The sequence below is a fragment of the Lutimonas vermicola genome (assembly GCF_038433205.1).
GTDB classification, from domain to species: domain Bacteria; phylum Bacteroidota; class Bacteroidia; order Flavobacteriales; family Flavobacteriaceae; genus Lutimonas; species Lutimonas vermicola.
On record NZ_JBCDNA010000002.1, the window covers coordinates 926,277 to 952,319 of the forward strand.

A 26,043-nucleotide genomic window follows, 5' to 3' on the forward strand; every position below is an offset into this window, starting at 1 on the left:
CGAGGACAGAGCGTATAGAAAATGTCTGGTAGACATTTTTAGCGCTTGGGCCAGATGGCGCGGGGGCATTGATATTAACCACTATGATAAATTTTTTTAGAAAAATCCGTAAAAAAATGGCAGATGATAATAGGCCTCTAAAGTATATGAGATACGCTGTTGGGGAGATCGTATTGGTGGTTATTGGGATATTGATTGCCTTGCAGATTAATAATTGGAATGAAGAACAAAAGGTCAATCGAGAGAAAGAGCGATTGATTGAATCTATGATTACAGATTTTGAGTTGTCTAGAGTACGCCTAGAAGCTAGTATTTCTTTAATTGATCAACTTATCTACAGAACAGAAACGTTTTTAAGTCATTCATATAAGGATAATAGGCATATACCCATTGATTCATTAAAAAATCTAGCCTCGGCAGCGTTTGACATTGTTACTATTGAACCTGTTCTAAGTTCCTATAATGAAGCCATAGCTTCAGGTAAAATCGGTTGGATATCCAACAAACAAATCTTAGGCTCAATTGCAGAGTTTTTACTTGCATTTTCAGACTATAAGGTACATTATGACATCAGTGGTCAAAACTATTATCTTGGTTCAGTCTGGGAGTTAAGGCGTGAAATTGGAAACTTAGGAATTTTTCTTATTCCCGGAGCAAAACAAAGTTTAGGTTATGTGAATACAAAGGCCTACCAATTAAGCGAAGAAGATTTCAGATTATTTCTCAAACGACCCGTTGTTTATGCAAGTTGGGACAATCAACTTACTATTTATTATAATATTAAATTAAGTTTTGAGAATATGGACAAAGCTGCTCAGTCGGTAATTGAAAATCTGGAAGCAATGTAAGACCTTATTTTGGCGGAAATGTCAGGTTTTGTATCGAGAGACTGCTATTTCTCTGGACAAACCTTTTCATATTGTCAATTTCCCTATATTTAAGAACCAACAACCAAACACATGATTCCCTTTTTCCGTAAAATCCGTAAAAAAATGGCGGACGATAACAGACCATTAAAATATGCCAGATATGCCATTGGAGAGATAGCTCTTGTGGTAATAGGAATTTTAATTGCCTTGCAGATTAATAATTGGAATGAAGAACGGAAAAGAGCTAAACAGGAAAAAAACATTTTACTTGCCCTTAAATCTGATTTCATTGAGTCAAAATTGCGATTAAACCAAACCATAATAGTTCAAAAAAAGTGTATTCGTCAGAGCATCACCTTAATCTCAATTTATGAAGGTAAAGTACCATATCCTAATACCGATTCAATTAAGACTTATTTGCAATATGGTGCCTTTTCATGGTACAGAGCCGAAATAGTTACTGGCGCTTACGATGCCTTATTAAATGCTGGAGATTCTGAATTAATTAAAAATCAAGATCTTATACGTTTATTAGCAGAATATTTCTCCATACTAAATTCTGGATTTGAAGATCAGGAAACAAGTATGAATCTCTTAAATAACATGCAAATAGTAGCAGCACCTGCATTACTCACACTTTCTGTCTCCAATTGGAGAGAACGGATCGGTTTGGACCCGGTTTCAGATGCCGGAAAAGAGGGACAGGCATTAAAGCACTTATTTGAACAAGACGCATTTTTTAGTTATTTATATCATAAGACGGTCATTGAAGAATTACGATTAACAATTCAAGAAGACTTACTGAGTCGAATGTCAGAAATTTTATCAATAATTGATAATGAATTAGAATGACCCTTTTTTTTATATAATTTTTCAGATGTTAAAAACAGTGATCCAAACATCTAGATGATCCCCTACTATAGAAAAATCTGTAAAAGTAAAGCAGATGATAATTCCACTCCCCGGAGGAGCATGGTGTGATATTTTTAATAATTCTTTTGCCTTGATGCAAATGAGTGTTAACGAATTCACGATTTCTTAAAACCATATAAAAGAGGACTAAAAGAACGAAACCGAAGAATGAGGTTCATGAAGACTTTTAAAAATAATAAGGAATAGTGAGTACAAAATCAAGACTGACATTCTTTGTTCGAAATCCGTTATTCAAAATCTTCATTCTCCAATCTGAAATCTGAAATCAATTTTTCCCTATATTTAGACTTCAACAATCAGCCATGATCCCATTCTTCAGAGGACAGAGCGTCAAGAGGGCAGAATGAAAAAGCCAACGATTTGGCTTTTGAATGATGAGCCAGATGAGGCGAGGCAAAGTAGACATTTTTAGCGCATGGGCCAGATGGCTCGCGGGCATTGATAATAATAACTATGATAAAATTTTTTAGACGAATCCGTAAAAAAATGGCAGATGATAACAAACCTTTAAAGTATATGAGATATGCTGTTGGGGAGATCGTTTTGGTGGTTATTGGGATATTGATTGCTCTGCAGATCAATAATTGGAATGAGATGCGAAAACTTCAGAATACAATGAAAAGCATTTATTCAATTATTAAAACAGACCTTCAATCTGATGTTAAAAATATTGATTTAGTAATTGCCGAAATGGCGCCAAGAGATAGTATATTCAAAAGAGTTATTAATAATGATATGACCAAAGATGATTATCTAAATTGCGAGAACTGTTGTTTTATTTTATATGGATTCCCAGATATAACATTGAATATGCGTGGTGTAAAGTTATTAGAAGATAATGGCGCTGTTTTTGATTCACATCAAGATAGCCTTTCTATCGAAATTAGTAATTTTTATGCTTATTTCAATACCGAAATTGGCGTAGCCGTAGAAGAAGTAAATATTGATTTTGAAGACAATTATTCCTATTTTAAGAATAACAAAGCCTGGTTCAAAGACTATATAAAGAAAGTAAAAAGTGATGAATTAATAATTTACCAACTTACATCAAGCGATTATATTAATAGGGTGAGTTCCTTTTATATGTTATACTATGAGAATTATCAAGGAGAGAGTTATCTAGAGCATTTAAGAAATTACAAGGAAAATGCTCTTTTTTTGATAGAAAAAATAAATAAGAAAATCAAATAACGAAAGTAAAACAAGGGTTATGAGTAATTGCTTGTTCTCGGCTACAATGGAAATTTCACTGGAGTTTTCAGTCCAAACCACTCCCCAATATTCTCTCTCATCCGATGCTTATAAGACATATGATTCTGAATGGTCTCGCCTAGAACACAACAACTGCGTAGCCTGCCTGTCCGGCAGGCAGGCACATCATGAATACTAAAACCAACAGCAAGACATGAGTAATTAGAGGTAAGCACCCTATTATCAGATACCTACCCCCTGTCACTCCTTATACCATCCCTTTAACCACACCTTTTACCCTATAATCTGGCATGTTGCGCAAAGCTGTAATACGTATCCTCAGTAAGAATTAGATGGTCAGGCAATTTAATATCCATAATCTCAGCAGCTTTCTTCACCTTATCAGTAATAGCCTTTTGACGAGAATCAATCGATACAATGTCTAAGGTCATTGCCTGAAAATCAGGCCTGCGATAACTTCGTTCATTAAACCACCCCATCCAAAAAATCTTGTAAATAAGAGACTTGGATGGTATAAAACCTAACAGCATGAAAAATGTAATACGAGCTATGTGCGTCGTGATATTATTGCTCTTTGCCTTGAATTGTAATGACGACGACCCGATTCAATACCGGCTGAGAACAGAGGCGAGTCCTGAAGAAGGTGGAACTGTAAGCCCAGCCTCGGCCACCTATAACAAAGGAACAGAAGTGGAGATCAAGGCCACGGCCAACGACGAGTATGTATTTAAGAACTGGTCAGGTGATACCAGTGGAGACGAAAACCCAATGAAGATCATGATGACCGATGACATGGTAATCACGGCAGTTTTTGAAAAAGTGCAATACACCCTGAATATTGAGATCGTTGGAGAAGGAAGCGTTGAACAAAAGGTAATACAGGCTAAGACATCAACTGATTATGATTCAGGAACTATTGTAGAGCTTACAGCTGTACCCGAAGAAGAATGGGTATTTGTTGGATGGAGCGGTGACCATCAGGGAACAAGTAATCCTTTGACAATAGAGATGAATGAGGCTATGAGCCTGACGGCCACCTTTAAAAAAGTGGAATATACTTTGAACATCGACATCGAAGGGAACGGAACGGTGCAAGAGGAGATCGTTCAGGCCAAGAGTTCCTCTGACTATGATTCGGGAACCCAAGTAAGGCTCACAGCACAGCCAGCAGATGAATGGCAATTTGTAGAATGGTCAGGCGACCTCCAGGGAAGCGAGAACCCCATAACCGTAACCATGGACAAGCCCATGAGCGTAACGGCTAAATTCATGCCAGAGAACTTAGAAAAGGTCTATGTTCCTGATAATAATTTTGAGCAGGCACTGATCGACCTCAGATACGATTATACATTAGACAATTATGTTTATGCTGAAAGCATAAAATATGTTGAAGAACTCATTTTGGGAAACAAGCAAATCAAGGATCTGACAGGAATTGAAGGGTTTGTGAATTTGCAAAAACTCGTGGCCAATAACAATGAACTGACTTCTTTAATTTTCACAGGAAATGAATTTCTTGATCAGATAATTCTTAATGATAACAAACTAACTGAATTGGATCTTTCTGCGCTCGGATTCTTAAAAGAGTTAAACATTGCGATGAACTCTCTAAGTTGCGTGTCGGTAAATGTTACGCAACTGAATCAAGAGAAGTATTCAGACAAGGCCGTCTGGTGGTATGACAATGGTGTCTATTTTTCTTTGGATTGCAATGGGTCAGATGATCAACTTACATATGTACCCGATGACAATTTTGAACAAGCCCTGATTGATCTGGGAATTGATGATGTTTTGGACGATTATGTCAAAACAGTTATCATTATAAACATTACAGAACTGGATTTATCCAGTAAAAACATTTCAGATTTGACAGGGATAGAAGAATTCAGGTCGTTATATACACTGGATTTCAGCGATAACAATATTTCAGATGTAAGTGGTTTGGAAAATTTAAATTTATTAATCCTTCTGAACTGCAGTAATAACGATATTTCCTCCATTCCACTTGACTTTGGTGTTAAGTGGGGGCCTTACCCTCCTGCTCCTTGGTTGGGAAGTTTAAATCTTTCAAATAATGAGCTCAGTGAACTTAATATTTCAGGATTGAATTTTTTCAGGACCCTTGATGTAAGAAATAATCCCCTAACTTGTATTGAGGCAAATGAAAATCAACTCTCCTATTTTGAAGACTTCATGGAAAATATCGAAGTGGACGAAGGCGTCATAATTTCCTTAGATTGCGGAAACTAGAACAATATTAGTCTAAAAATAAAACCCGGGTGAATCTTCATTTGGGTTTTATTTCCACCACTCACCAATATTCTCTCTCATCATTTCCATACTTCAGGAGGTGAAGCATCATATAGATCAGCTAATTCTTGTAAAGTAAGTCCTTGCATTTCTACCATAAGCCAAAGTTAGAAACTGATATTGACTTTTAAGTAAGGGAAAACATTACTATTTGGAGAGTCTTTCACGCTGATAATTCTTACCATACATACCCTCAAAATTGTATTAAATTAAAATATACTATCTTTAATCTATTATAAACCAAGAGGTTGTTCTTATTTTGCCCCTCCTTACCTGGAGTAGATTTTATCAGATACCTTTTTTTATGAACCCAAAAAATTAAGATTGGCTTGCATTACATAGTCAGTCAATAGATATTTTATTGCTAACATTTAAAACCAAACTATTATGAGAAAGTTATTATTACTATTATTACTATGTACAGGCTTTATGGCTTGTGAAAACGAGAGTATTGAGCAAATGGAAACTGCTATATCAAAAGATGTGACTCTAAGAAAAGGCGCTCAATTTAATGTATGCCATAAAAATGATGTCGAAATTGTTATCAGTGAATCTGCTTTAGCTACACATATAGAACACGGCGATGCCGTAGATGCAGATGGTGATGGTTATTATGATAAAGAAAACCCATGTTCTGAAATAGATTGTGATGATACAACATATTCAGAAGATAATTCATGTGTTAAAACTCCTCTTGATAATGATAATATTTATGCCGCTGTAGGATTATGGATCAATGACGAATTAGAAGCAATAAGGACTTATGGCGATATAAAAGATTGGGATGTGAGCAGTGTTACGGATATGAGTTTTTTGTTTGCTGATCGTAGATTATTTAATGAAGATATTAGTGGTTGGAATGTGAGTAGTGTTACGAATATGTTTGGTATGTTTTGGAGTGCACACGCTTTTAACCAAGATTTAAGTGCTTGGAAAGTGGGCAACGTTACGAATATGGAACGAATGTTTTATCTTGCCGCAAAGTTTAATTCAGGAGATAGTGAAGGCTTAAAAAATAAATTAAGTCTTTGGGAAGTGGACAACGTTACGAATATGGGACAAATGTTTTTATTTGCAATATCATTTAACCAAGATTTAAGTGGATGGGATGTGAGCAGTGTTAAGAATATGGCAAATATGTTTTCTGGATCATTTAATGGAGATATAAGTGGATGGGATGTGAGCAGTGTTACGGATATGCGCGGTATGTTTTCAGTGGCAAGATCATTTAACCAAGATTTAAGTGGTTGGAATGTGAGTAGTGTTACGAATATGTTTGGTATGTTTAGTAATGCAGACTCATTTAACCAAGATTTAAGTTCGTGGGATGTGAGTAGTGTTACGGATATGGGTGGTATGTTTAATAATGCAATATCATTTAACCAAGATTTAAGTGGTTGGAATGTGAGTAGTGTTACTCAATGTCTATACTTTAGCAATGACGCTATTAATTGGACAGCACCCAAACCCAACTTTACAAACTGTGATCCATCTGATCTGGTGATTTAATAATAAATAACAAGACTCCTCATTGATTGGGGAGTTTTTGTTTTATATAGCTTTGTTCTTAATTATTCACCTGGGGCATCTGTTCACCTTTGACTTGCAGCATTAAAAAAGCCTTACTGATTTTGTTCTCAATAAGGCTTAGTTGCATGTTGGTGGTTTCTTCCTGATCTGAATGATCAAGGAGTCTTTGTTTCTTTGGATCCCAATGATCTGGATTGACTGTTATCCCAGTGGAAAAGTCCTTTCTGTTCTTGTTGTAGGTTAGTCTTCATCTAATGGGTGCAAATCCTTTCTTTGTTAGCTCTGTTGATTTGACAATGAACCTAATATATAGTTGTATTGTACTCATAATAGTTGATTTTTAAATTAATAATGATTGCACCCCTTGAGATTTTAGCACACCTCAGTGCACACCTTTCAAGGGGTAAATATGATAGCTCTTCTTCTGAAAGAAGTTGATTGGATGTAATCCCTATAGAACAAAGGATTCATAAGAAAATTGAATTGAAAAGGTTGGAATAAGGTTAGGAAAGTCTATAAAACAAAAAACCTCAGTGAGGGGTTCAGTGAGAAGTGAGAAGTGAGAAGTAAAATCTACCCTTTTTGATTCAGTATTCTCGGATATGAAATCCCTGCCTGCGGCAGGCAGGTTTATTCTTTTAATATTATTTAAATACATTTTATCGGAAGGAATGGCCTCAAAAAAATAAGGAGGGGCTTTTACTAATTTCAGATTGAAGATTTCAGATTGGAGATTTCAGAAGTAGATGCACCTGAACAGGTCATTTTTGAAAATAAATATCGAATAACCGATTTCGAATTTCGAAGTAAAATCCATAGATACATCTATGTCGCTTGGTTAGGCATTAAAAAAACCTCAGTAAGGGGCTGCGCGTTAAGTGAGAAGTGAGAAGTGAAATTACATTTTTTCTAGTCCTTAGTCCTTAAAACTTAATACTTATTGCTGCGGTCTGGACGGGACTCGAGAAAAAAATACCTATCCTTAATTTGAGAATAATACCCTGACAAAATGATTATTAACTCCCTATGAATTTCAAAGCCATTTCGTCATCAGGTTTTATCTCTAAAGCTTTTTGAGCATAATATATAGATTTTTCTCTCATGCCCATTTTACTTGCTAAATTTGACATGCCTATCTGAAATTCGTACGATTTTGGATTATAGGTAGCCATAACTTCGCCCAAACTAAATGCCATTACCGGGTCAACTTGGGCTAAGTTTAAAATCAATGAGCCTATCCAATTCGGATTCTCCAAATGATTTTCGATTTCATTTGCCTTTGCAAAACAAGTATTTGCCTTGTTCAAATCTTTTTGACTTAATGCTTCGAATCCTTTCAAAAACTCAGTAAAAAAACGCCCGGAAAAATAGGTATCCGCAAGGCCTGTAATTTGAGAAATTTCGTCATATTTTTTATTAAAAAGCAAATTTGAATAGGTGTAGTCAATCAAATCACCATAAAAATCAGGATAAACGCTATACTTTCCCAATTCATTGTCCAATTGAATCGGTACTTGATCCCAATCTGTGTTTTTATCAAAGCGTGTCAAGCTAGGATCTAGTGCTCTTGTAACTTGCCAATCTTGATAATATTTCTGCACAGCATTTTCAAAATCTTTTGTAAAACGGTACGAAATGGATTTATCTTTTTTGTACAAACCAATATACGCCTTGAAAAAAGCTAATGCGCCTTCTTGGAAATAATTTTGATTTAGTTGGCTTGCCATGTATCCGCCTACTCTATCCCAAATTAAAGATTTTTCAGGTTGCATTTGATGACCTGCCTTGATTTTTTCCTCAACTTCTTTAGAATTGTTTCTGATGTATTTTGGATTAATATACCGATTGAAATACTTAAAATTCGAAGCTAAATTTTTATCACTTTCAACTTTGGATTTGCCCATTTTCTGGTAATACCCTTGCCCAAAATTATAAACTTCATTTATGGCATCCAACATCAATTTATCTTCGGCTTTTTTTGCGGTGACTGTTTTCGTGTCAATTCCTGATAGGATTTGAACCAAACTAATCCCTAAACTTTCTACATCCTGCCGCCCAAGGTTAGACCCGATAGACAAAGATAAATTATCCGCAGGCGCAGCAATAAACAAAAAACTGGTTTGAGGCATACCTCCACTATGCATAATGATGTGTTGCCCCAAAAATGGACGTACCGAAATTCCTAAGGCATATTCATTCCAACCCTGGTCACCCAAAGGTTCTAGCATCAATTCAACGGTTTCAGGTTTTAGAATTTTTCCATTTTTCAAGGCAATTCCCATTTTAACAACATCCTGAACGGTCGAACGCACCCCGCCCGCTCCAAATCGGCTACTAATGTCCAGATATTCACCATTTTCGATTTTGCCTCCATTTTTAAAATAGCCTCGAACTCGATTCGGAACAATCGCAATCGGATCATCCATCATGGTATTTTCCATGTTTGCGGGTCCCCAAATGTGTTCTTTTAAAAAATCTTCGTACGATTTCCCGCTTACTTCTTCAATTACCCCACCCAATAGGTTGTAACCATAACTCGAATACCTCCAATTTGTGTTTGGCTCAAAAATTAATTCCCAATCTTTAAAAATATCAATTGCCATTTCTGTAGAGTAAGGTTCTTTGATATGTTTTTCCTCTTTACTGTCGCTTTGGTAATGAGAAATCCCCGCTGTGTGAGCTAAAATTTGGCGAATGGTAATTGGATATTCTTTCTTCGGAAAAGACGGATAATATGTTTGTACTTCAGCATCCAAATCGATTTTTCCCATTTCCCAAAGTTTCAAAATTGCCATGGCAGTCATGGGCTTAGTCGTTGAAGCAATTTGATACGAAGATGCGGGTTTTGCTTCGACTTGATTTTCAATATCCGCCAAACCCCACGCATTTTCATAATAAAAATCATGGTGTTGGAACGCTACTGAAACAGCAGGGGCTTTGGTTTGCTTTTGCCAGGCCTGAATTTTTGCTTCGATTTTGGCTAATTTTTCCCCAACAATAGCATCACTGGTTTCCTGGGAAAAAGAGATTAATGTTGAAAAAGATATGAAAGTGAAAAATAGTACTCTAATAGATAAGTTCATTTTATGACTGTTATATTGATTGATGATAAATAAATAAGACTGCGTATTTTCCATTATGTTACAATTCTTTTCAAATTGTCCCCATGGTCTTAGTTATAATTTTGTTCTCAATAAGGCTTAGTTGCATGTTGGTTGTTTCTTCCTGGTCTGATCAAGGAGTCTTTGTTTTTTGGATCCCAATGGTCTGGGTTTATAAAAATACCTGTTGAGAAGTCTTTACGTTGTCTATTATAAGTGATTCTGCACCTGATAGGAGTTAACCCTGATTTATTAAGTCTTCCTGTAATGACCAAGTATCGTATGTTTAGTTTTAATGTATTCATATTTGTAAAATTTAGTTAGTTAAAATATGTGTACCTGATAATAAATGCACACCTTATTGTGCACCTGCAAAGCTTAGAATTGACATATGATGGCTCACCTTCTGAAAGAAGTAAATTGGATAGAATCCTTATAGAACAAAGGATTCACAAGAAGATTGAATTGAAAAGGTGGAATAAGGTTATAAAAACCCTAAAAACAAAAAAAACCTCAGTAAGACTGAAGTTTTTCTCTGTGAAGTGTTAAGTGTTAAGTGTTAAGTGTTAAGTGTTAAGTGAAATTCGTCTTTTCTTAGTCCTTAGTCCTTAATACTTATTATTGCGATCTGGACAGGACCCGAACCCGTATTTTAAATTACTGATTAACATATGGTTACTATATTTTTTCAAAGCTAATTAACTTGTTTTATTCTCCACTTTGTTTTCCATTAAAACTTTTGGATCCATCTATCAGCACTAGTTCTTTCTCAGTTATATTCACTTTTAAATCTTGCATTCCTCCATTTTGATGCCCATTGATGAAAAATTTATTTTCTCCAATTGAAACTAAAGAAACCTTTGAAATATGGCTCGTTTTTAATTCATCATCCATAAACATGCCTTGTATTTTATGTGAACTGTCAATACTTAAAACAATCCCAATATCAACAGTGTCAAAATGAAATCTTATACTAACGTTTTTAACTTCCTCACCTTCAATTTTATAAATATTAAATGAATGAAATTCACCAGCGTGTTGCAAGAAATTGTTCCACATTCCTTTCAACTGAGATATACCTTCATCTGAGCCTAGAAAAGCTTTCATATCATTATTCCCGTAAAAAGAAAGGCCTTCAAAATTTTGTTTACTCATAGCATTGGCAAAAAAGATAGCCGTTTCGCTAGCAGGATTATTTTCTTTTGCATCTCTTGAGAATGTATAAGAAAAAAGAGACCAAGGCTCTTTACCTTCAGTTTCTAATACATACTCATTCCCTTCTTTCTTAAGTCTAATTGAATGATTACTATCAAACTGATACGTATTGTTCACGTACATAAGGTTTTCGCTCACCTTGCTTGCTAAAGGTAAGATATCAACGCTTTTACCTAGCAACAGTGAAATGATTTTATCTGTAATTTCTCCTTGTACAAAAGATATTTCACCTTGAAATTCATCAACTAAAGGGTTTATAGAAGTTGCGTTGGACAGGATGATTACTTTAATGTTTTTTGATGGCATTGAACCCATCATAGAAGCATAACCTGGAAGTAAACCATTATTATAAATCCACTCTTCGCCTTCTTTTTGGCCTATCACCCAACCCAAGCCAGATTTCATTTCATTAACTCCTATGTTTTGAGTAAGACCATATAGCTTATTTAGTGTTGCAGGTTTTAATATGATTCCTTTATCTAAAGCCTGTAAAAAATTATACAAATCATCAGTTGTTGAATTTATTTCAGCCGCACCCATTAACCAGGAAGTATGCAAAGGAGCGTCCACCTTTTTTAATTCATTCATTCCTAAACCTAAATGCGGAAAGGTTCTCTGATCTATATCTGTAAACGAAGCAGAAGCCGTGTTTTTCATATTAGCTGGCTTAAAAACAGCTTGTTCCATATAGTTGGCATAAGGCTGTCCGCTTGCCATTTCAATAATGTTTGCTAAAAGAAGGTATCCGAAATTATTATATTCATATGAAGTTCCAGGTTCAAAGTTCAATTTATAATCTTTAAATTTCGCTAAAAGTTCATCAAGAGATATTAGCTCTTTTTCTGGCATAAGTCCATTTCCATTGTCGTCTATTCTGCCAATATTGGCCTCCATACCTGAACTGTTGTTTAACAAATGTTGTATTGTTATGTCTTTTGAATAATCAGGCATAAAACCTGGAAAATAGTTTGAAATAGGTTTTTCTAATGTCAATTTCCCATCTTCAACTAATTTCATGATCCCTACAGCAGTTAATGATTTTGTAAGCGATGCGATGCTAAAGATAGAATTGCTAGTATTTTTTTTTACTTTTTCAAGATTGGCATAACCAAAACTTTTTTGATAAATAATGGTATCGTTTTGACTAATTAATACATTGCCAATAAAACGGTTATAACTTGAATAGCTTTGAAATAAATCATCTATATTTTTCCTGACTTCTTTGTTAGAAACTGATTGTCCGTATCCGTTCAATCCTATGATTAAAGCAAATATTACTGTTATTATTTTTTTCATTTATTTATATTTTAATGATGAATTTTAAGCAAGATTAAAGTGTAAAATCAGTACCGCAAAAAGAATGTGATTATTAAGTGTTTTAATGTGGTCGTTTGACTAATTTAAGTGAAGAAGCTTAAACTTCACACGATTTCACAAATTGGTCACTAGAATAGCGCGATTTATAACTTGGTTGACTTTAAATCATTTTAATTTCCTTATTTTGATGAAGAAAGAGATGCATATGAAAAAATATTGGGAGCCTATAATTCATATTGTGATATGGGGAATTGGGTACTTATTAATTTTAAAGTATACCTCAACAATAGGCGATTTTAGGAAAGACACCGGGCCTTATTGGTTTGCCTTATTATTTGGAATGCTTATAAATCAAGTTATTTTCTATACAACTGCCTTTTATCTTGTACCAAAGTTTTTACGCTTAAAAAAAACAAAGACTTTAATAAGTCTATTGGTAATAGGACTTTCTTGTATTACTTTATTTGAGAGTTTTATAGACTATAATTATCTGGTGAATTTTTTCTCGTCTGAGAGTGAGTCTTTTTCTGTTTATTTTTCCTATAATTTTTTTGTTGGATTCATTATTTTACTGCTTGCATTATCTTATGCATTAATCAAATATTGGATACAAAATGAAAAAATAAAAAGAGTATTACTTGAAGAAAAATTATCTACAGAAATGGCTTTTTTAAAGTCTAAAATTAATCCTCATTTTTTATTTAATGTTTTAAATAGTTTATATGCAAAATCTTTAACGAGTAATGCTCCAGAATTGGCTGATGGAATAGCTAAATTGGCTGAGTTAATGCGTTATATGGTTTATGAAACGAATGATGACAAGGTAGCTTTAGAAAAAGAAATTCATCATTTAAAAAACTTCATTGAAGTATATCAATTAAGAATTTCCGAAAATGATGATGTATTTATAAATTTAGTTACCAAAGGTGATACTAAAACAGTTAAAATAAGCCCGATGTTACTTATCCCTTTTGTTGAAAATGCGATTAAGCATGGTGTTAATCCTAAAACAAAATCTGTAATAAATATTTCAATAGAGACTCAAGAAAGCAAACTATATTTTAAAGTAACCAATACTATACATAAAAGTACTAATGGCATTACAGATACTTCTTCTGGTTTTGGACTTGATAATTTAAAAAAGAGACTCTCTATTCTTTACCCTGACACGCATACTATAGAAACAAAAGAAGAGAATGGCTTTTTTATATCTTTATTAAACTTAAAACTTGATCAAATTTTATGATAACCTATGTAATCATTGATGATGAACCTGCTGCAATTGAAGTTCTGCAATTTCATTTGAACAAAATACCATCTATGGAGTTAAAGTTATCTTTTAGAGATCCTTTAGAAGCACTTGATTATTTACAGAAACATAAAGTTGATCTCATTTTTTTGGATATAAACATGCCTGAATTATCAGGAATTAGCTTTCCTAAGTTTTTACAAAACCCTCCGTTAATTATTTTTACCACAGCGTATTCAGAGTATGCCTTAGAAAGTTACGAACTTAAAGCAGTAGATTATCTTTTAAAACCTATTAATTTTGATAGATTACTCCAAGCTGTCATTAAAGTAAAGCACTTTTTAAATAAAAATAATGAAGCAATAATAACTAGTTCTAAAACCGCTAATGATAGTCTTGAACAAACCATTTTTATTAAAAGTGGATCAGAATTTCATCAAGTATCCATTCAAAATATAAAATGGATAGAAAGTGATGGTAATTATGTTACATTTCATACCACTAAACGCTCCATCCTCGCACGCTATAAACTATCAGAAGTAATAGACATCATTCCTAAGCAGCTATTTGTGAGAATACATCGTTCTTATATTGTGGCATTAAAACATATAGAAACAATCAAAAAACATTGTATCGTCATTAATGAAAAGGAGATACCTATAAGCAGTAAATATAGAGAAGGCTTTTTAACCATAATACATGGATATAGATCAGAAGAATAGAACTGTCAAGCCCATATTAATTATAGGCAATTCAAATCACATTCGTACCTCGGTATTTTTCCGTCCCTTCCAGCGCCCCTTTTGAGCACTACAAAGCCGATCAACTATTCTCATGGAGATAATCTTAAACTACTATAATCAAGGCAAATAAGATGAATTATTAAGTAAAAGCACTAAATCAGTCAGAAAAGTCTATAAAACAAAAAAACCTCAGTAAGACTGAAGTTTTTCATTAGCTAACTATCTAGGGTTTAATCCTTAATGTTAACAACACAACTATTTTTCCTTTAAAAAGTTGCGGTCTGGACGGGACTCTTTTCAGCCACGTTATTGAATGATGTGTATCATGAATTATTCAGAGGTCATTAAAAAATGCCAGTAATTCCCATCAGCTCCTATAGTTCGCACCATAAACTGTCTTTTGGAATGCCACATAATCTCATACACATGATCTCCTCCTACATAACTTCCTATAAAACCTTGGTCACTCATATGTAAATTCCAACCTTCTTTACTTGGAGAATACATCCAACTCGCAGAATAACTTTCTAATGGATAATCTTCATACTCATTATCATCATTGACTTCCTCATCAACAGCGCCAAAATCTTGACTCAATGAATTTACGTTTCCCACAATATGACCATTTGTTTCATGAATTAATGAAAGATACCCAAACTTATAGGTATCATCGTACATAGCATCATATTTTTCATTCAATTGGACCGTATGTGATATGACTTCCCCGGAAGGAGTCCTTGTTGTAACTGGTCTGTCTACACTTGTATCAATCCTCCATTTTTTATTTCCTACCATCAGGTTTGCAAAAAGGTTTTCAGGCACTGGATAAATCTTATTCACTTTAATATTAACGAATTGACTTCTAGAAAGATTCAATTTTGTATTAATTGCTTGAATCTCTAATTCATACTCATGAATCCCTGGCTCCTTAGCATAGAACCCATAATCATAATATTCAGAAGTACTTCTTATGATTTCAGTCCCTTCATAAATCACCTTAAATTGATTAGTATTTTCTGCTTTTACCCGAAGATAAACCACGCCACTTCCATCACCAAACAGATTCCCATCGTGAGCTCCTTTGATTTCAATATCAACTTGAATGTTTTGCGGCCCAATGGCTTGTTCAGTTTTACTCGAATCATCAGAGCATGAATATAGTAGAAACAAAAAAATCGCTAAAATTGATAATCTATTCATAACAATAAGATTTAATTTAGGCATCAAAATTAAACAAAATCATACTATTATGAATCTAGTGTTTCTAGTGGTTTTTCATGAAAACATTAATTTATAAAAACTCTAAATAGTCTCACCCAGACCACAACAATATGAGGTAAAGAGCTGTATTTCTGCTAGTCATTTTCAAACTTTAATATTTAACATCCTTCTTTGGGTTCTAGCCTGGACGGGACTCGAAAACGTGATCTAACAATCTGTTTTATAGTCATTTTTATATTTTTTCAGACCGATCGATCCTCCATTTACATCTCAAAAACTGAATTTTCCTATCTTTAAACATCAACAACCCAGCCTATATTCTTTTATTTAGTAAAATAAGTTGGCAACCTCCCTCGAATAATCAATAGCGTGGCAAACCTACCTCTTCAGGAATGTATTTTAAACGGGAATCCTCGAAATATTTCCTAAATTCAGGTATCTCGAGGGCATAATGTATGTCTATGTCACGGTTTTGAAATCCTTTTTGAAACCAGGCTATTGTTTCTTCATAATTTCCCAGTCTGTGATAATAAAAGGCAATGTAGAGGTCTTGGTTTACCATCTGTTCAATCATCTGTTTGCACAACGACTCCAATGCGTCCTGATATCCCTGGTTTTCAAAGATCCCAGTTAAATTTACGTCCAAGCCATAAATATCCCCATAGATGATCTGCAGAAAATTTATTGAACTTGATTCATTTCCTGCCTGGTAACTACCTCCTTCCATGCCTCTTAGAATGAGAATGCTTCTGGGATTTAGCTTGTAGGCTTCAGCCTGCAGGGCCCCTGCTTCAGCAAATAAACCGTTGAATACATAAACAACAGCGCTCAGAGACAGTATCAGGTCATTCTTGGGGTCGAGTGCAATGGCCTTTTTGCAGTAGGCTAATGCCTCCTCCTTTCGTTTCGTCAAGATGAGAAGATGAGAGAAAAACGCATTGGCCAAGGCATGATTGGGATATGCATCAAGGAATTCTCTGTACCTTACCTCGCATGAAGTCCAGTCATACTCATACCATTTTATAAATATCTCAGTAAATAAGGCCTCCGGTAAATCTGGATCAAGTTCAATGGCCTTCTTGTGATATTCATATACTTTTGGCATTGCCTCGTGATAGCCCAGTAACCGCATTTGAAGCATGTACATGTAACTAGTGGCTATTTCGGCATAAACAGATGCAAACCCGGGATCTATGGCTATGGCTTGTTGAAAGTAGTTCTGGGCCAGGTCAAAGCTTTCAGGTGAAAGTTTTTCCATATGATATTTCCCTTTCAGATAGGCCTTAAGTGCCTCTGGGTCAATACTCCTTGAAACACCTAATTGTTTCTTTTCCTCTGGGCTCAGTTTAAGATGGATCTTACTGGCAACCGTTTGGGTTAGCTCGTTGAACATATCGAGAACATTGTTGTTGAATGGTCTGTCAAAGACCTCCGCCCAGAGATGTCTTTCTTTTGGAAATACCTGAATCAGTTGAATGTTGATCCTTACTGTATCACCGACATTCAAAACGGAAGTTTCAATCAGGGCCTGGACATTAAGTTCCTCCGCTATCTCTTTCATGCTTTTATCAGTATCCGCATAGCGCAGTGTTGACGTCCTGGAGATGACCCGCAACGCACTCAACTGGGAAAGTGAGGTGATGAGGTTGTCATGAAGACCGGCTACAAAAGCCTTGTTGTCATCCGCCGATGAAAGATTGTCAAATGGAAGCACGGCCAAAGACATAACTTCCTGCTCAGCACTATTTCCTATGCGTTCCGAAAGGTACCATCCTCCTAAAATGACCACAACAACAAAAACAGCAAAAAGCCCAACTGACCTTGTCGAAGGCATCTTTTCTTCCGGGATGTGCTCCAGATCTTCAGTTTTTTGCCAACCTTCTGAGGTCCAATCGTAGAACCAGGAAAAAACAATCCACAACATCAATCCCAAAGCGAGGACATAAATCAGCACCTTGATCGAGTAAGCTGGAAGATCAAAGGCAGGAAACATGACGGAGCCAACCTGAAGCAGCAACCAGGCCACCGCAAGATAGGCAATGATCGCTCGAAGGACCTTACGCCTACTCAATTCGTAAAAAAATCGTTTCCAATTCCTCATCCTTAAACGTAAATTTCTTGAATTCCAAAAATTTGACTTATGAGGCATTATTCAAGAAGATCGAAGATCTTTTCCTTGTCTTAGTTTAAGATAAAAGATGCATACTTCATCTAAGTTACAACAAATTTTGATCTCCAAGACAGAGCCAAGATCAAGTATGGTTAATTTTTTGTCATTTAAAAATACGAAAAAGATCAATCCAAAATTTGTGTGGCTTTATTTTTTTGAAACAAAGCCACACTAGCTTAATGGTCTTGACTAGATCACAACATTTAGAGGTAAGCACCCTATTATCAGATACCTACCTCCTATTGCTCCTACTACCATCCCTTTAACCACACCTGTAGTGATTATTGATTGAAAATGTTAGATTTTTGAATTTTGAATGTCGAACAATGAATAACGAATTTCGAAGTAAGATTTAAACGAAATCCTTATAAAACAAAAAAACCTCAGTAAGGTGTTAAGTGAGAGGTGAGAAGTGAGAAGTGAGAAGTGAGAAGTGAGAAGTAAAATTACATTTTTTCTAGTCCTTAGTCCTTAGTCCTTAGTCCTTAAAACTTAATACTTATTGTTGCGGTCTGGACGGGACTTTTCACCACCACTTAAAACCTTGATATTATACATGATATATAAAAACAGAAACTCCTATTTCACTTGACAAACCATTTCCTATTCTCAATTAACGTATCTTGAAGAACCAACAACCAATCACATGATCCCTTTCTTTCGTAAAATCCGTAAAAAAATGGCAGATGATAATAAGCCTCTAAAGTATATGAGATATGCTGTTGGAGAGATTGTGCTTGTAGTGATTGGGATTTTGGTGGCATTACAGGTTAATAATTGGAATGAGAATAGAATAAAATTAAATGAGTCCATTATACAACTAAAAAGCCTGAAATCTGACCTCGAGGTGGATACTATATATTTTAATCAGCAAAAGAGGGAAGCTCAAAAACAAGTAGATAATTATCTCATCTTTTTTAAGAAAAGTTATGAAACGCAAAATAATATTGAAGAAGTAACAGAACTTATTGACCTTGCCTATCCTTTCACCAAGTATTTACATGTACAAAATTCGACATTTTTAGAAATGGTGAATGCTGGTAAATTAAATGATTTGGCCAATGAAGAATTAAAAAGTAGTATCGTTGCATTATATAGAGATTATGAAATAGCCAGATTAGGCAATCGAGATTACAACGAATATACGGTATCGCTTATGGAAGAGATACAATTTAACATATGGAAATTCCTGTCGGGAAACAGAAAAATTTTATTTGATGAAGAGTACATGTTTCACGACAACGATTGGAAGTTTTTAAATGACTATTCTTCACCCAAATTTCAACAATTTGAGAACATGGTTACACAATATCATGGTAAGCAATTTGCTGCGATTGAAATGTTTGACGAATTAAAAATTAAAGCGAGTTTACTGATAAAAGAAATTAATGATGAATTGAACAGTCATTAATTGATTCATTGATGTTTCCTTTATATTAATTTTAATAAAGAACAAATAAATCAAATTTTTAATCTTGTAGAAAAAGAATTAAATAAAAAATAACGAAAGCATAAAAATGGCTATGAGTAATTGCTTGTTCTCGCTTACTTCTGAAAATCCTCAAGGGTTTTCAGCTTGGTGTTTACTTGCAAAGCTAATTTCTAAACCACGCAACTACTCATAGCCGAGACCGTTGTACTTCATTATAACTAACCATTATGAAAAATCGAATCTTCCTTTTATTGCCCTTTCTTTATTTAACTACTCTAAACATTACAGCTCAAGAGACAAATGGAGGGGTCCGTTCAGATACTATTGTAGAATATACCACAATGATTAACTGTAATGGCAAGATGGATGGTGAAGTAAAAAAGTATCATAAAAATGGGAAGCTTAAATTTAATGGATTTTGCGAGAAAGGAAAACAAGTTGGTCTTGGGAAAAGCTATTATGAAAGTGGCAAAATAGCGAGTATATATAATTTTAAAAATGGCTTACCTGATGGTTATATTGACACTTTTTATGAGAATGGTCAATTATCAAGCAAAACTTCTATTAAGGAGGGGGTACAGGATGGTGCTCATACAGATTATTTTGAAAATGGAAATAAAAAGAGTGAATTGTATTTCGTAAATGGTGTTCCTAATGGATCCTCTAAGGTGTGGTATGAAAATGGCAAGCTACAACAAGAATTATTAATAAAAGCTGGCGTTCCAAATGGTATTGCTAAACAGTGGTATGAGAATGGTCAACTAAATACTGAAGGAACAATGAAGGACGGAAAAATGAATGGGCTCTGGAAAGGTTGGTATGAAAATGGAAAGTTGAGACGCAAAGTAACATTATTGAATGGTAAAGAGGAAGGAATTAGTCAAAGTTGGTTTGAAAATGGACAAATAAAAGACAGGGGAAGTTTTAAAGGCGGTAAAGAAGATGGTATTTGGGAAGAATTTGATGAACTAGGTGAGTTAAAAGTAAAGATTACTTACAGTTTTGGGATCAAGATAAAAGAAGAAGTTTTTGATTAAAAAATAACGAAAGTATAATACCCTGTATAATTAATTGCTAGTATAAGCCTACCTACGAAAATACTAGCAGATTTTCAGTTTGTGAGTATTTTCACGGTCTATAGTTGTATTGCATTCATGATTATAAAATGTTTATGATTAGTAATTTGCGCACCTTGAGATTTTATCGCACCTCCTTGCGCACCTTTCAAGGGGTAAATATGATATACGTTGGAACACCTTCTGAAAGAGGTTAATTCAATATAATCCCCATAGTACAAAGGATTCACAAAAAGTATGAATTGAAAAGGTTGAAAATGGTTAGGAAACTCTATAAAACAAAAAAACCTCAGTTGGACTGAAGTTTTTCATTAGCTAACTATTTAAGAGTAAACTCTTAATGTTAACAATACAACTATTGTTACTTTAAAAAGTTGCGGTCTGGACGGGACTCGAACCCGCGTTTTAAATTATTGAATTACAGTGATTTAATGTGTTTTATTGAAGGTAATCAACCCTAATAGTGAGATTTATATTTTCGTTGAGTCACGAATTGAAGCTATTGCTGATACCCGTTGTTGGCGGTTCGTTTATTTTTTAATCTCTAATACACCTTATCGAATATAGATTACCTTCATGAAAAGTCACAAACCCTATGCTCTTATGTCCGCTGCCTGTTGTACTTATGTTAAATCTAGAATCATTTAATCCTGGATCAACTAAACTTTCAGATAACCACCAATTACCTTCACTGCCTAAAAAGCCAAATCGGTTAAATGTGAAATTATATTCACCTCCAGGAAGTGCTGTAAAACCAGACTCATTTGTTGCATCAGAATTTCCGTTAATCCAATGAGTTGATCCTTTTATTTTTAATTTTTCACTTCTGTTTTCAACATAGTTAAGTAATACGAGCCATTCTTTACCTGAAGGAACATGCCACCCCTTTGGTGCAATTTTTCTCACATCTCTTGCGGCATTTTCATTGTATAAATATCCATAAGTTTTCGCCAGGTTCTCATCATTGTTGTAAGAAGCGAAAGAGCTTATTTCACTATTAGATTCATCCAATTCGTTAATCAAATCCCCATTTTGAAACCTTGTTGTCCTCAAGTTTTCCACCAACCATAACTGAGTTCCAATTCTCACAGTATGATAGGTATTTCCATCAATATCGGTAATTGTAGTAGGATCATCTTCTGTAACTGTTATTACTTCATCGTTTTCTTGTTCGCAACTTGTGATTAATAAGGTTGCCAATATAAAAAAGTGTATGATTCTCATTTGAAATTTTGTATTGTGAACAATGTTCGTTTTAATGATTTATTTTTCGTAGTAAATTATTAATCAATATTTCACTTAAATACGGTAATGACCGCCAACGGTCAAGTATAAGCGTAGTGCGGGAATTGAAGCACTTCACTTTCAATTTACCTATATCCTTGTTAATATCCAATTCCTTTAAATTTAGCCCTTTAGGCCGCATTACACTTATGCAATGTTATCTGCTTTTTATTGTTTTTTAGATGAAATTCCATTGTTATGTGCTACAGCACTCAATTTTTAAGACCCACTGGTATTTTTATGTAACTGGTCTTTTCTGGAGAATGATAAATGCTTATTTCTGCTTTTTCAGCATCTTCTCTGGTTTCAGTAGAAACATCTTTTCCTGAGTTATAATTTTTTTGAAGATAAGGAGAGTTTATTGCATTGATGACTAAGACAAGCCTGCTTCCTTTCTTTGCTTCAAGGGCAGTGAAATAGGGAGTATTAAATTTGCAGAAGAAGACTTCACCCGGTACTGCTAATTTTGGTTGGTTCAATCCTTCGCGATATCTTAAACGAAGCATATCAGTTCCTATATATTTTGTTTCCCCCACTTTATTGATTTCATACAATGATACTTGCAAATCAGTATCAGATACATTTAAAGATAAGTAAAGTGCCACTTCAAACCTTCCGACTATTGGCGTATCGGCATCCAGTGCATTTGAGACATAAACCACCCTTCCTTTTTCTTCAATTGGTATTGGAGCGGTATAATCATCCGACCCAGTGTAACTTACCCAATTTGCTGTATCCAAAGGGTCATAAAGAATTGTATCTGTATCGGATAAGGAAGGTTTGAGAGAAGAAAGGTGTCCAGGATTGATGAATAATTTTGCATCGGAACTTGGGCTGGAAAGGTAATAAGTTATAGTATCATTCGAGACGTTACCAATTTGATTAGCATACTTCCACTTATTTTGATCCATCATATAATAACTAACCCGGTCCTCCAGAAATTCTGGCTTTTTACCATTTTTTAGTGTCCAGTTGAACCATTCCAGATGCAGTTGCATCATATCCAGTTTAGAATTACCTCCAAAACTTAATCCTCCTAATTCTATTGCAGGATTACGAGTGCCTCCATGAGACCATGGCCCAAGAATGATATAGTGGTTTGATTTGCTATTTGAATTACCATACTTCATATGATTTTCATAATAGTTCATTGCACCTGGCTGGTCACCATCAAAATAACCAGTGATAGTAAGAATCGGGATGTCAAATGATTTATAATCTTCCTTAGAGGGATAAAAGTTTTGCCAATAACTATCAAAATCAGGATGGGATATCCAAGTCTGAAAGATTGGATTTCGTTTACCTAAAGCTAACACATCCCAATCTTTGAACGGAATAGACTCCTTGTATTTTTTAAGGGATTTGCTATTCCAATAATCTTGATTAACAAATAGACTCTTATTCATACTTACGCCTCCGGTTAAGTTTAACCACCGTAAAGCATAATCCACGAATATGCCATCTTCTTTTGGGAAGTCATCACCAGGGCCCACTGCAGCAGTAGGAACGATTGTTTTAAGCGCTTCAGGCTTGTTCTTTAATGTCATCCATTGGACCATTCCCCTGTAGGAGCCTCCCATCATCCCAATTTTTCCATTGCACCAATCTTGCTTCGCTATCCACTGTATAGCATCATAGCCGTCCACCCCATCTTTTTCAAATGGTCTATATTCTCCTTCTGAATTTCCTCGTCCTCTCAAATCGAGCGTAATAAAAATGTACCCTTGCTTAGCAAAGAACATACCTCTTTCAACGGCTTCATCGTTCACATAAGGTGTGTAGATCAATATTACTGGGTAGGATTCAACTTCACTTTCAGGAAGATAGATGTTTGCAGACAGGTTTATCCCATCTCTCATTGGGATTTTCTGATAGAGTTTTATGTCAACTTCCTGTGCGAATGCTAATGTCCAACAAAAAAATATCAGACTGGAAATAATAAAAATTTGCTTCATGATTAGTTGGTAAATTATTGCAGATAACTAGTTATATGTTTTAATACAATGCTCTATATCAGAGGTTTTCCTGTGGTAACGATGTAAAGTTATCATTGGTATAGAATTTAGATAATTGCTTTATTCAACACTAACGTAATGGTAAATCACAACGGGTGACACAAACCAATTTATAATCCAACAACATTAGGGGTCTTTTAGCAACTATCCTCAAAATTAGCAATTAAATGGTTTAATTACTCCATTTAACAAAATTAAAAACTACCTGTTTATAGGTATTTTACGTGAATTACATAAAGGATTTTTATAGAATTAATGGTCTCACCCAGACCACAACAACTGCGTAGCCTGCCTGTCCGGCAGGCAGGCACATCATGAATACCTAAACCAATAGCAAGTGATGAATAATTAGAAATAAGTATCATATTATCAGACCCCTACCTCCTCTTGCTACTATTACCTTCCCTTCAACAGCACCTTTTGCCTAAAATTTGGTATTTTCAGCGAATCTAAAGTAACTATCTTCCGCAAGAATTGGTGGAACGAAGTCCATCAATCAGATTTTTCCCATCCCTTCTTTCGTTCTTACTAAGATGAAATAACTAATGGAACTATTGAACTCTACATGCAGATAGAACTCTTATCATATGAGATATATAAATAAGATTGCCTCAGCCAGACTCTGGGAACCCGACAAAACTTGATTTTTTTGTATCTTGTTTATCATCTGTTAAGTCATGGAATATTTTGTCGAAAAAGGATCAGTAGTCAGAAATATATGGGGCAGGAGTGACATCATCCTATTTATCTTTGCAGGAGCTTCTGCCGAATTTGCACTGAACAAGGCCGTCGATTGGTTGTACTTCACAGGCAAACTCCCATCCGATCCATTGGGGAGACTTTTCTCAACAGTCGGTTATGCAAGGAAGATTGTCTTTTCTTCCATAAATGATGCACTTCAAACCATAGACCAGATACATTCCATACACCAGGATGTTGAAAGAAGTAGAAAAGACACCATACCAGATTGGGCTTATCGCGATGTATTATATATGCTGATCTATTATTCCCAAGCCGCTTTTGAACTGCTTGAACGAAACATGAACCATGAGGAAGAGGAGGAATTATTTCAAGTATTCATCAGGGTTGGTCACAGGATGGGCCTTGAGAAACTTCCAAATAATTATTCTGAATGGGTAATATCGAGGCAATATCACCTTAAACGAGACCTGAAAAAAAGCCACTATACCCTCGATCTTTATAAACAATATCGCAAACACCTGGGATCCATTCGCTACAAGGCTCTGATTGAGGCACAAAAATTAGTGGTTCCCATTGAGGTAAAAACAATGCTAAGATTCAGAAAATTCAACTGGATGAGACCCCTGGTTCCCTTTTATCAATTCAGCAAGAAACTGAATATGGACTGGATGGTAAAAGAACTCCTGCTACCTTCAGCCTATAAAGACCAAATCAATGCGATGGATATCAATGAAGGATGATTGAAGATGTTAGATTTTTGAATTTTGAATGTCGAACAATGAATAACGAATTTCGAAGTAAGATTTAAACGAAATCCTTATAAAACAAAAAAACCTCAGTAAGGTGTTAAGTGAGAGGTGAGAAGTGAGAAGTGAGAAGTGAGAAGTGAGAAGTAAAATTACATTTTTTCTAGTCCTTAGTCCTTAGTCCTTAAAACTTAATACTTATTGTTGCGATCTGGACGGGACTCTAAGAGGATCTAAGCTTCACCAGTAGCAACTAATGTATCAGATGAAACTAGTTCAAGTTTCAAACCTAAGGGTTTCGGTGGTCTCAGATAAATCAGTACAAATAGCAATATTACCTGTAATGCAAGTACAATTATTTTTGGGTTGATTTCTTGGTAGTTAATGAAAAGTGCAGCGTGCATTGCAAGATATATCCAAAGCAAAATGAACCCCCATCTTCTGCGAACTATTGTGCCAACTGCTCCTATTGCAAGTAATATCCCCATTACTAAAATATAAGTAAAATATCCTGTTAGAGTGAAAGGAATTATCTGCTCACTTGCCCGGATATTTATAAATTGTTTTACTTCCAAGGTCGCTTCATTTAGTTCTGAAAAGTTTATAATTTCGAATATTTGGGCAAGCAATACTCCTCCAACACCAATTCGAATAAGTCCGTACCCAAGTAAGAGTAACGATATTAATAACCCTATTTTATTTTTCATATTAGATTAATTTATTTATCTACTTTCATTTTTGGACAAATTTGAATTATCCATTTTCAAGTTTACCAATTAGACTATATTTCTCAATGAAAGGTTACAGTCCTTTCTTGTTGCGGTCTGGACGGGACTCTTTTCACCCACGTAAGAAATTGTATTACAGCAATATATCTTAACCTGACGATTCCAATTTCCTTTAGCTAACCTCAACATA

The 26,043-nt window shown here is 34.9% G+C and carries 20 protein-coding genes and 1 pseudogene; 11 read left to right on the plus strand and 10 right to left on the minus strand.

The features are described from left to right. Positions 1-116: 116 nt before the first annotated feature. The 4 genes from AABB81_RS11460 to AABB81_RS11475 all read left to right on the plus strand — a co-directional run bounded on the left by AABB81_RS11460 (position 117) and on the right by AABB81_RS11475 (position 3,192). Entirely contained in the window at positions 117-848 is a 732-nt protein-coding gene (locus AABB81_RS11460) for a DUF6090 family protein (protein WP_342160663.1), read from the plus strand. 144 nt (positions 849-992) lie between these two features. After that, complete coding sequence (locus AABB81_RS11465; protein WP_342160664.1) at positions 993-1,721, plus strand: DUF6090 family protein; 729 nt, start codon at positions 993-995, stop codon at positions 1,719-1,721. Between the two features lie 534 nt (positions 1,722-2,255). Further along, complete coding sequence (locus tag AABB81_RS11470) at positions 2,256-2,993, plus strand: DUF6090 family protein (RefSeq protein WP_425287338.1); 738 nt, start codon at positions 2,256-2,258, stop codon at positions 2,991-2,993. Positions 2,994-3,012: 19 nt separating this feature from the next. Next, the gene (locus AABB81_RS11475; RefSeq protein ID WP_342160666.1) at positions 3,013-3,192 is read left to right on the plus strand and encodes a hypothetical protein; all 180 of its coding nucleotides are present in this window, start codon (positions 3,013-3,015) and stop codon (positions 3,190-3,192) included. A gap of 100 nt (positions 3,193-3,292) precedes the next feature. Here the strand turns inward: AABB81_RS11475 and AABB81_RS11480 are convergent, their stop codons facing one another. Continuing rightward, positions 3,293-3,493: a JAB domain-containing protein gene (locus AABB81_RS11480; protein WP_342160667.1), complete on the minus strand. Its 201-nt coding sequence runs from the start codon at positions 3,491-3,493 to the stop codon at positions 3,293-3,295. 49 nt (positions 3,494-3,542) lie between these two features. Between AABB81_RS11480 and AABB81_RS11485 the strand changes: the two genes are divergently transcribed. Then, positions 3,543-5,264: an InlB B-repeat-containing protein gene (locus tag AABB81_RS11485; RefSeq protein ID WP_342160668.1), complete on the plus strand. Its 1,722-nt coding sequence runs from the start codon at positions 3,543-3,545 to the stop codon at positions 5,262-5,264. A gap of 447 nt (positions 5,265-5,711) precedes the next feature. After that, positions 5,712-6,833, plus strand: coding sequence for a BspA family leucine-rich repeat surface protein (locus tag AABB81_RS11490; protein ID WP_342160669.1), 1,122 nt, complete (start codon positions 5,712-5,714; stop codon positions 6,831-6,833). Positions 6,834-6,891: 58 nt separating this feature from the next. Here the strand turns inward: AABB81_RS11490 and AABB81_RS16080 are convergent. The 4 genes and pseudogenes from AABB81_RS16080 to AABB81_RS11500 form a co-directional block, all read right to left on the minus strand. After that, a pseudogene (locus AABB81_RS16080) lies at positions 6,892-7,089 on the minus strand (Arm DNA-binding domain-containing protein); the annotation flags it as partial. 781 nt (positions 7,090-7,870) lie between these two features. Beyond that, the gene (locus AABB81_RS11495) at positions 7,871-9,991 is read right to left on the minus strand and encodes a serine hydrolase domain-containing protein (protein WP_342160670.1); all 2,121 of its coding nucleotides are present in this window, start codon (positions 9,989-9,991) and stop codon (positions 7,871-7,873) included. A gap of 53 nt (positions 9,992-10,044) precedes the next feature. Further along, the gene (locus AABB81_RS16085; protein ID WP_425287339.1) at positions 10,045-10,260 is read right to left on the minus strand and encodes an Arm DNA-binding domain-containing protein; all 216 of its coding nucleotides are present in this window, start codon (positions 10,258-10,260) and stop codon (positions 10,045-10,047) included. Between the two features lie 403 nt (positions 10,261-10,663). Beyond that, positions 10,664-12,466, minus strand: a complete 1,803-nt coding sequence (locus AABB81_RS11500) for a serine hydrolase domain-containing protein (RefSeq protein WP_342160671.1) — start codon at positions 12,464-12,466, stop codon at positions 10,664-10,666. A 208-nt stretch (positions 12,467-12,674) separates the two neighbouring features. Between AABB81_RS11500 and AABB81_RS11505 the strand changes: the two genes are divergently transcribed. Next, positions 12,675-13,733, plus strand: a complete 1,059-nt coding sequence (locus tag AABB81_RS11505) for a sensor histidine kinase (RefSeq protein WP_342160774.1) — start codon at positions 12,675-12,677, stop codon at positions 13,731-13,733. Further along, positions 13,730-14,458 carry a LytR/AlgR family response regulator transcription factor gene (locus tag AABB81_RS11510; RefSeq protein ID WP_342160672.1) on the plus strand — a complete coding sequence of 243 codons (729 nt, stop codon included), beginning with the start codon at positions 13,730-13,732 and terminating at the stop codon, positions 14,456-14,458. The genes AABB81_RS11505 and AABB81_RS11510 overlap by 4 nt, the downstream gene beginning before the upstream one ends. 351 nt (positions 14,459-14,809) lie before the next feature. Here AABB81_RS11510 and AABB81_RS11515 read toward each other — a convergent pair whose 3' ends face one another. Continuing rightward, complete coding sequence (locus AABB81_RS11515; protein ID WP_342160673.1) at positions 14,810-15,679, minus strand: hypothetical protein; 870 nt, start codon at positions 15,677-15,679, stop codon at positions 14,810-14,812. A 382-nt stretch (positions 15,680-16,061) separates the two neighbouring features. After that, on the minus strand, positions 16,062-17,771 hold the full coding sequence (locus AABB81_RS11520) for a hypothetical protein (RefSeq protein ID WP_342160674.1): 1,710 nt from the start codon (positions 17,769-17,771) through the stop codon (positions 16,062-16,064). A gap of 778 nt (positions 17,772-18,549) precedes the next feature. Here AABB81_RS11520 and AABB81_RS11525 point away from each other — a divergent pair. Together AABB81_RS11525 and AABB81_RS11530 are read left to right on the plus strand one after the other, a co-directional pair. Further along, entirely contained in the window at positions 18,550-19,281 is a 732-nt protein-coding gene (locus AABB81_RS11525; protein ID WP_342160675.1) for a DUF6090 family protein, read from the plus strand. A gap of 248 nt (positions 19,282-19,529) precedes the next feature. Continuing rightward, a complete protein-coding gene (locus tag AABB81_RS11530) occupies positions 19,530-20,339 on the plus strand; it encodes a toxin-antitoxin system YwqK family antitoxin (RefSeq protein ID WP_342160676.1) in 810 nt (269 codons plus the stop codon). A gap of 576 nt (positions 20,340-20,915) precedes the next feature. On the opposite strand, the gene AABB81_RS11535 is transcribed toward AABB81_RS11530, so the two are convergent. Further along, complete coding sequence (locus AABB81_RS11535; RefSeq protein ID WP_342160677.1) at positions 20,916-21,602, minus strand: fibrobacter succinogenes major paralogous domain-containing protein; 687 nt, start codon at positions 21,600-21,602, stop codon at positions 20,916-20,918. Positions 21,603-21,874: 272 nt separating this feature from the next. Then, complete coding sequence (locus AABB81_RS11540; RefSeq protein ID WP_342160678.1) at positions 21,875-23,617, minus strand: CocE/NonD family hydrolase; 1,743 nt, start codon at positions 23,615-23,617, stop codon at positions 21,875-21,877. Positions 23,618-24,354: 737 nt separating this feature from the next. Here AABB81_RS11540 and AABB81_RS11545 point away from each other — a divergent pair. Beyond that, positions 24,355-25,119 carry an oxygenase MpaB family protein gene (locus tag AABB81_RS11545; RefSeq protein WP_342160679.1) on the plus strand — a complete coding sequence of 255 codons (765 nt, stop codon included), beginning with the start codon at positions 24,355-24,357 and terminating at the stop codon, positions 25,117-25,119. A 239-nt stretch (positions 25,120-25,358) separates the two neighbouring features. On the opposite strand, the gene AABB81_RS11550 is transcribed toward AABB81_RS11545, so the two are convergent. Beyond that, on the minus strand, positions 25,359-25,832 hold the full coding sequence (locus AABB81_RS11550) for a hypothetical protein (RefSeq protein ID WP_342160680.1): 474 nt from the start codon (positions 25,830-25,832) through the stop codon (positions 25,359-25,361). Between the last annotated feature and the right edge of the window lie 211 nt (positions 25,833-26,043).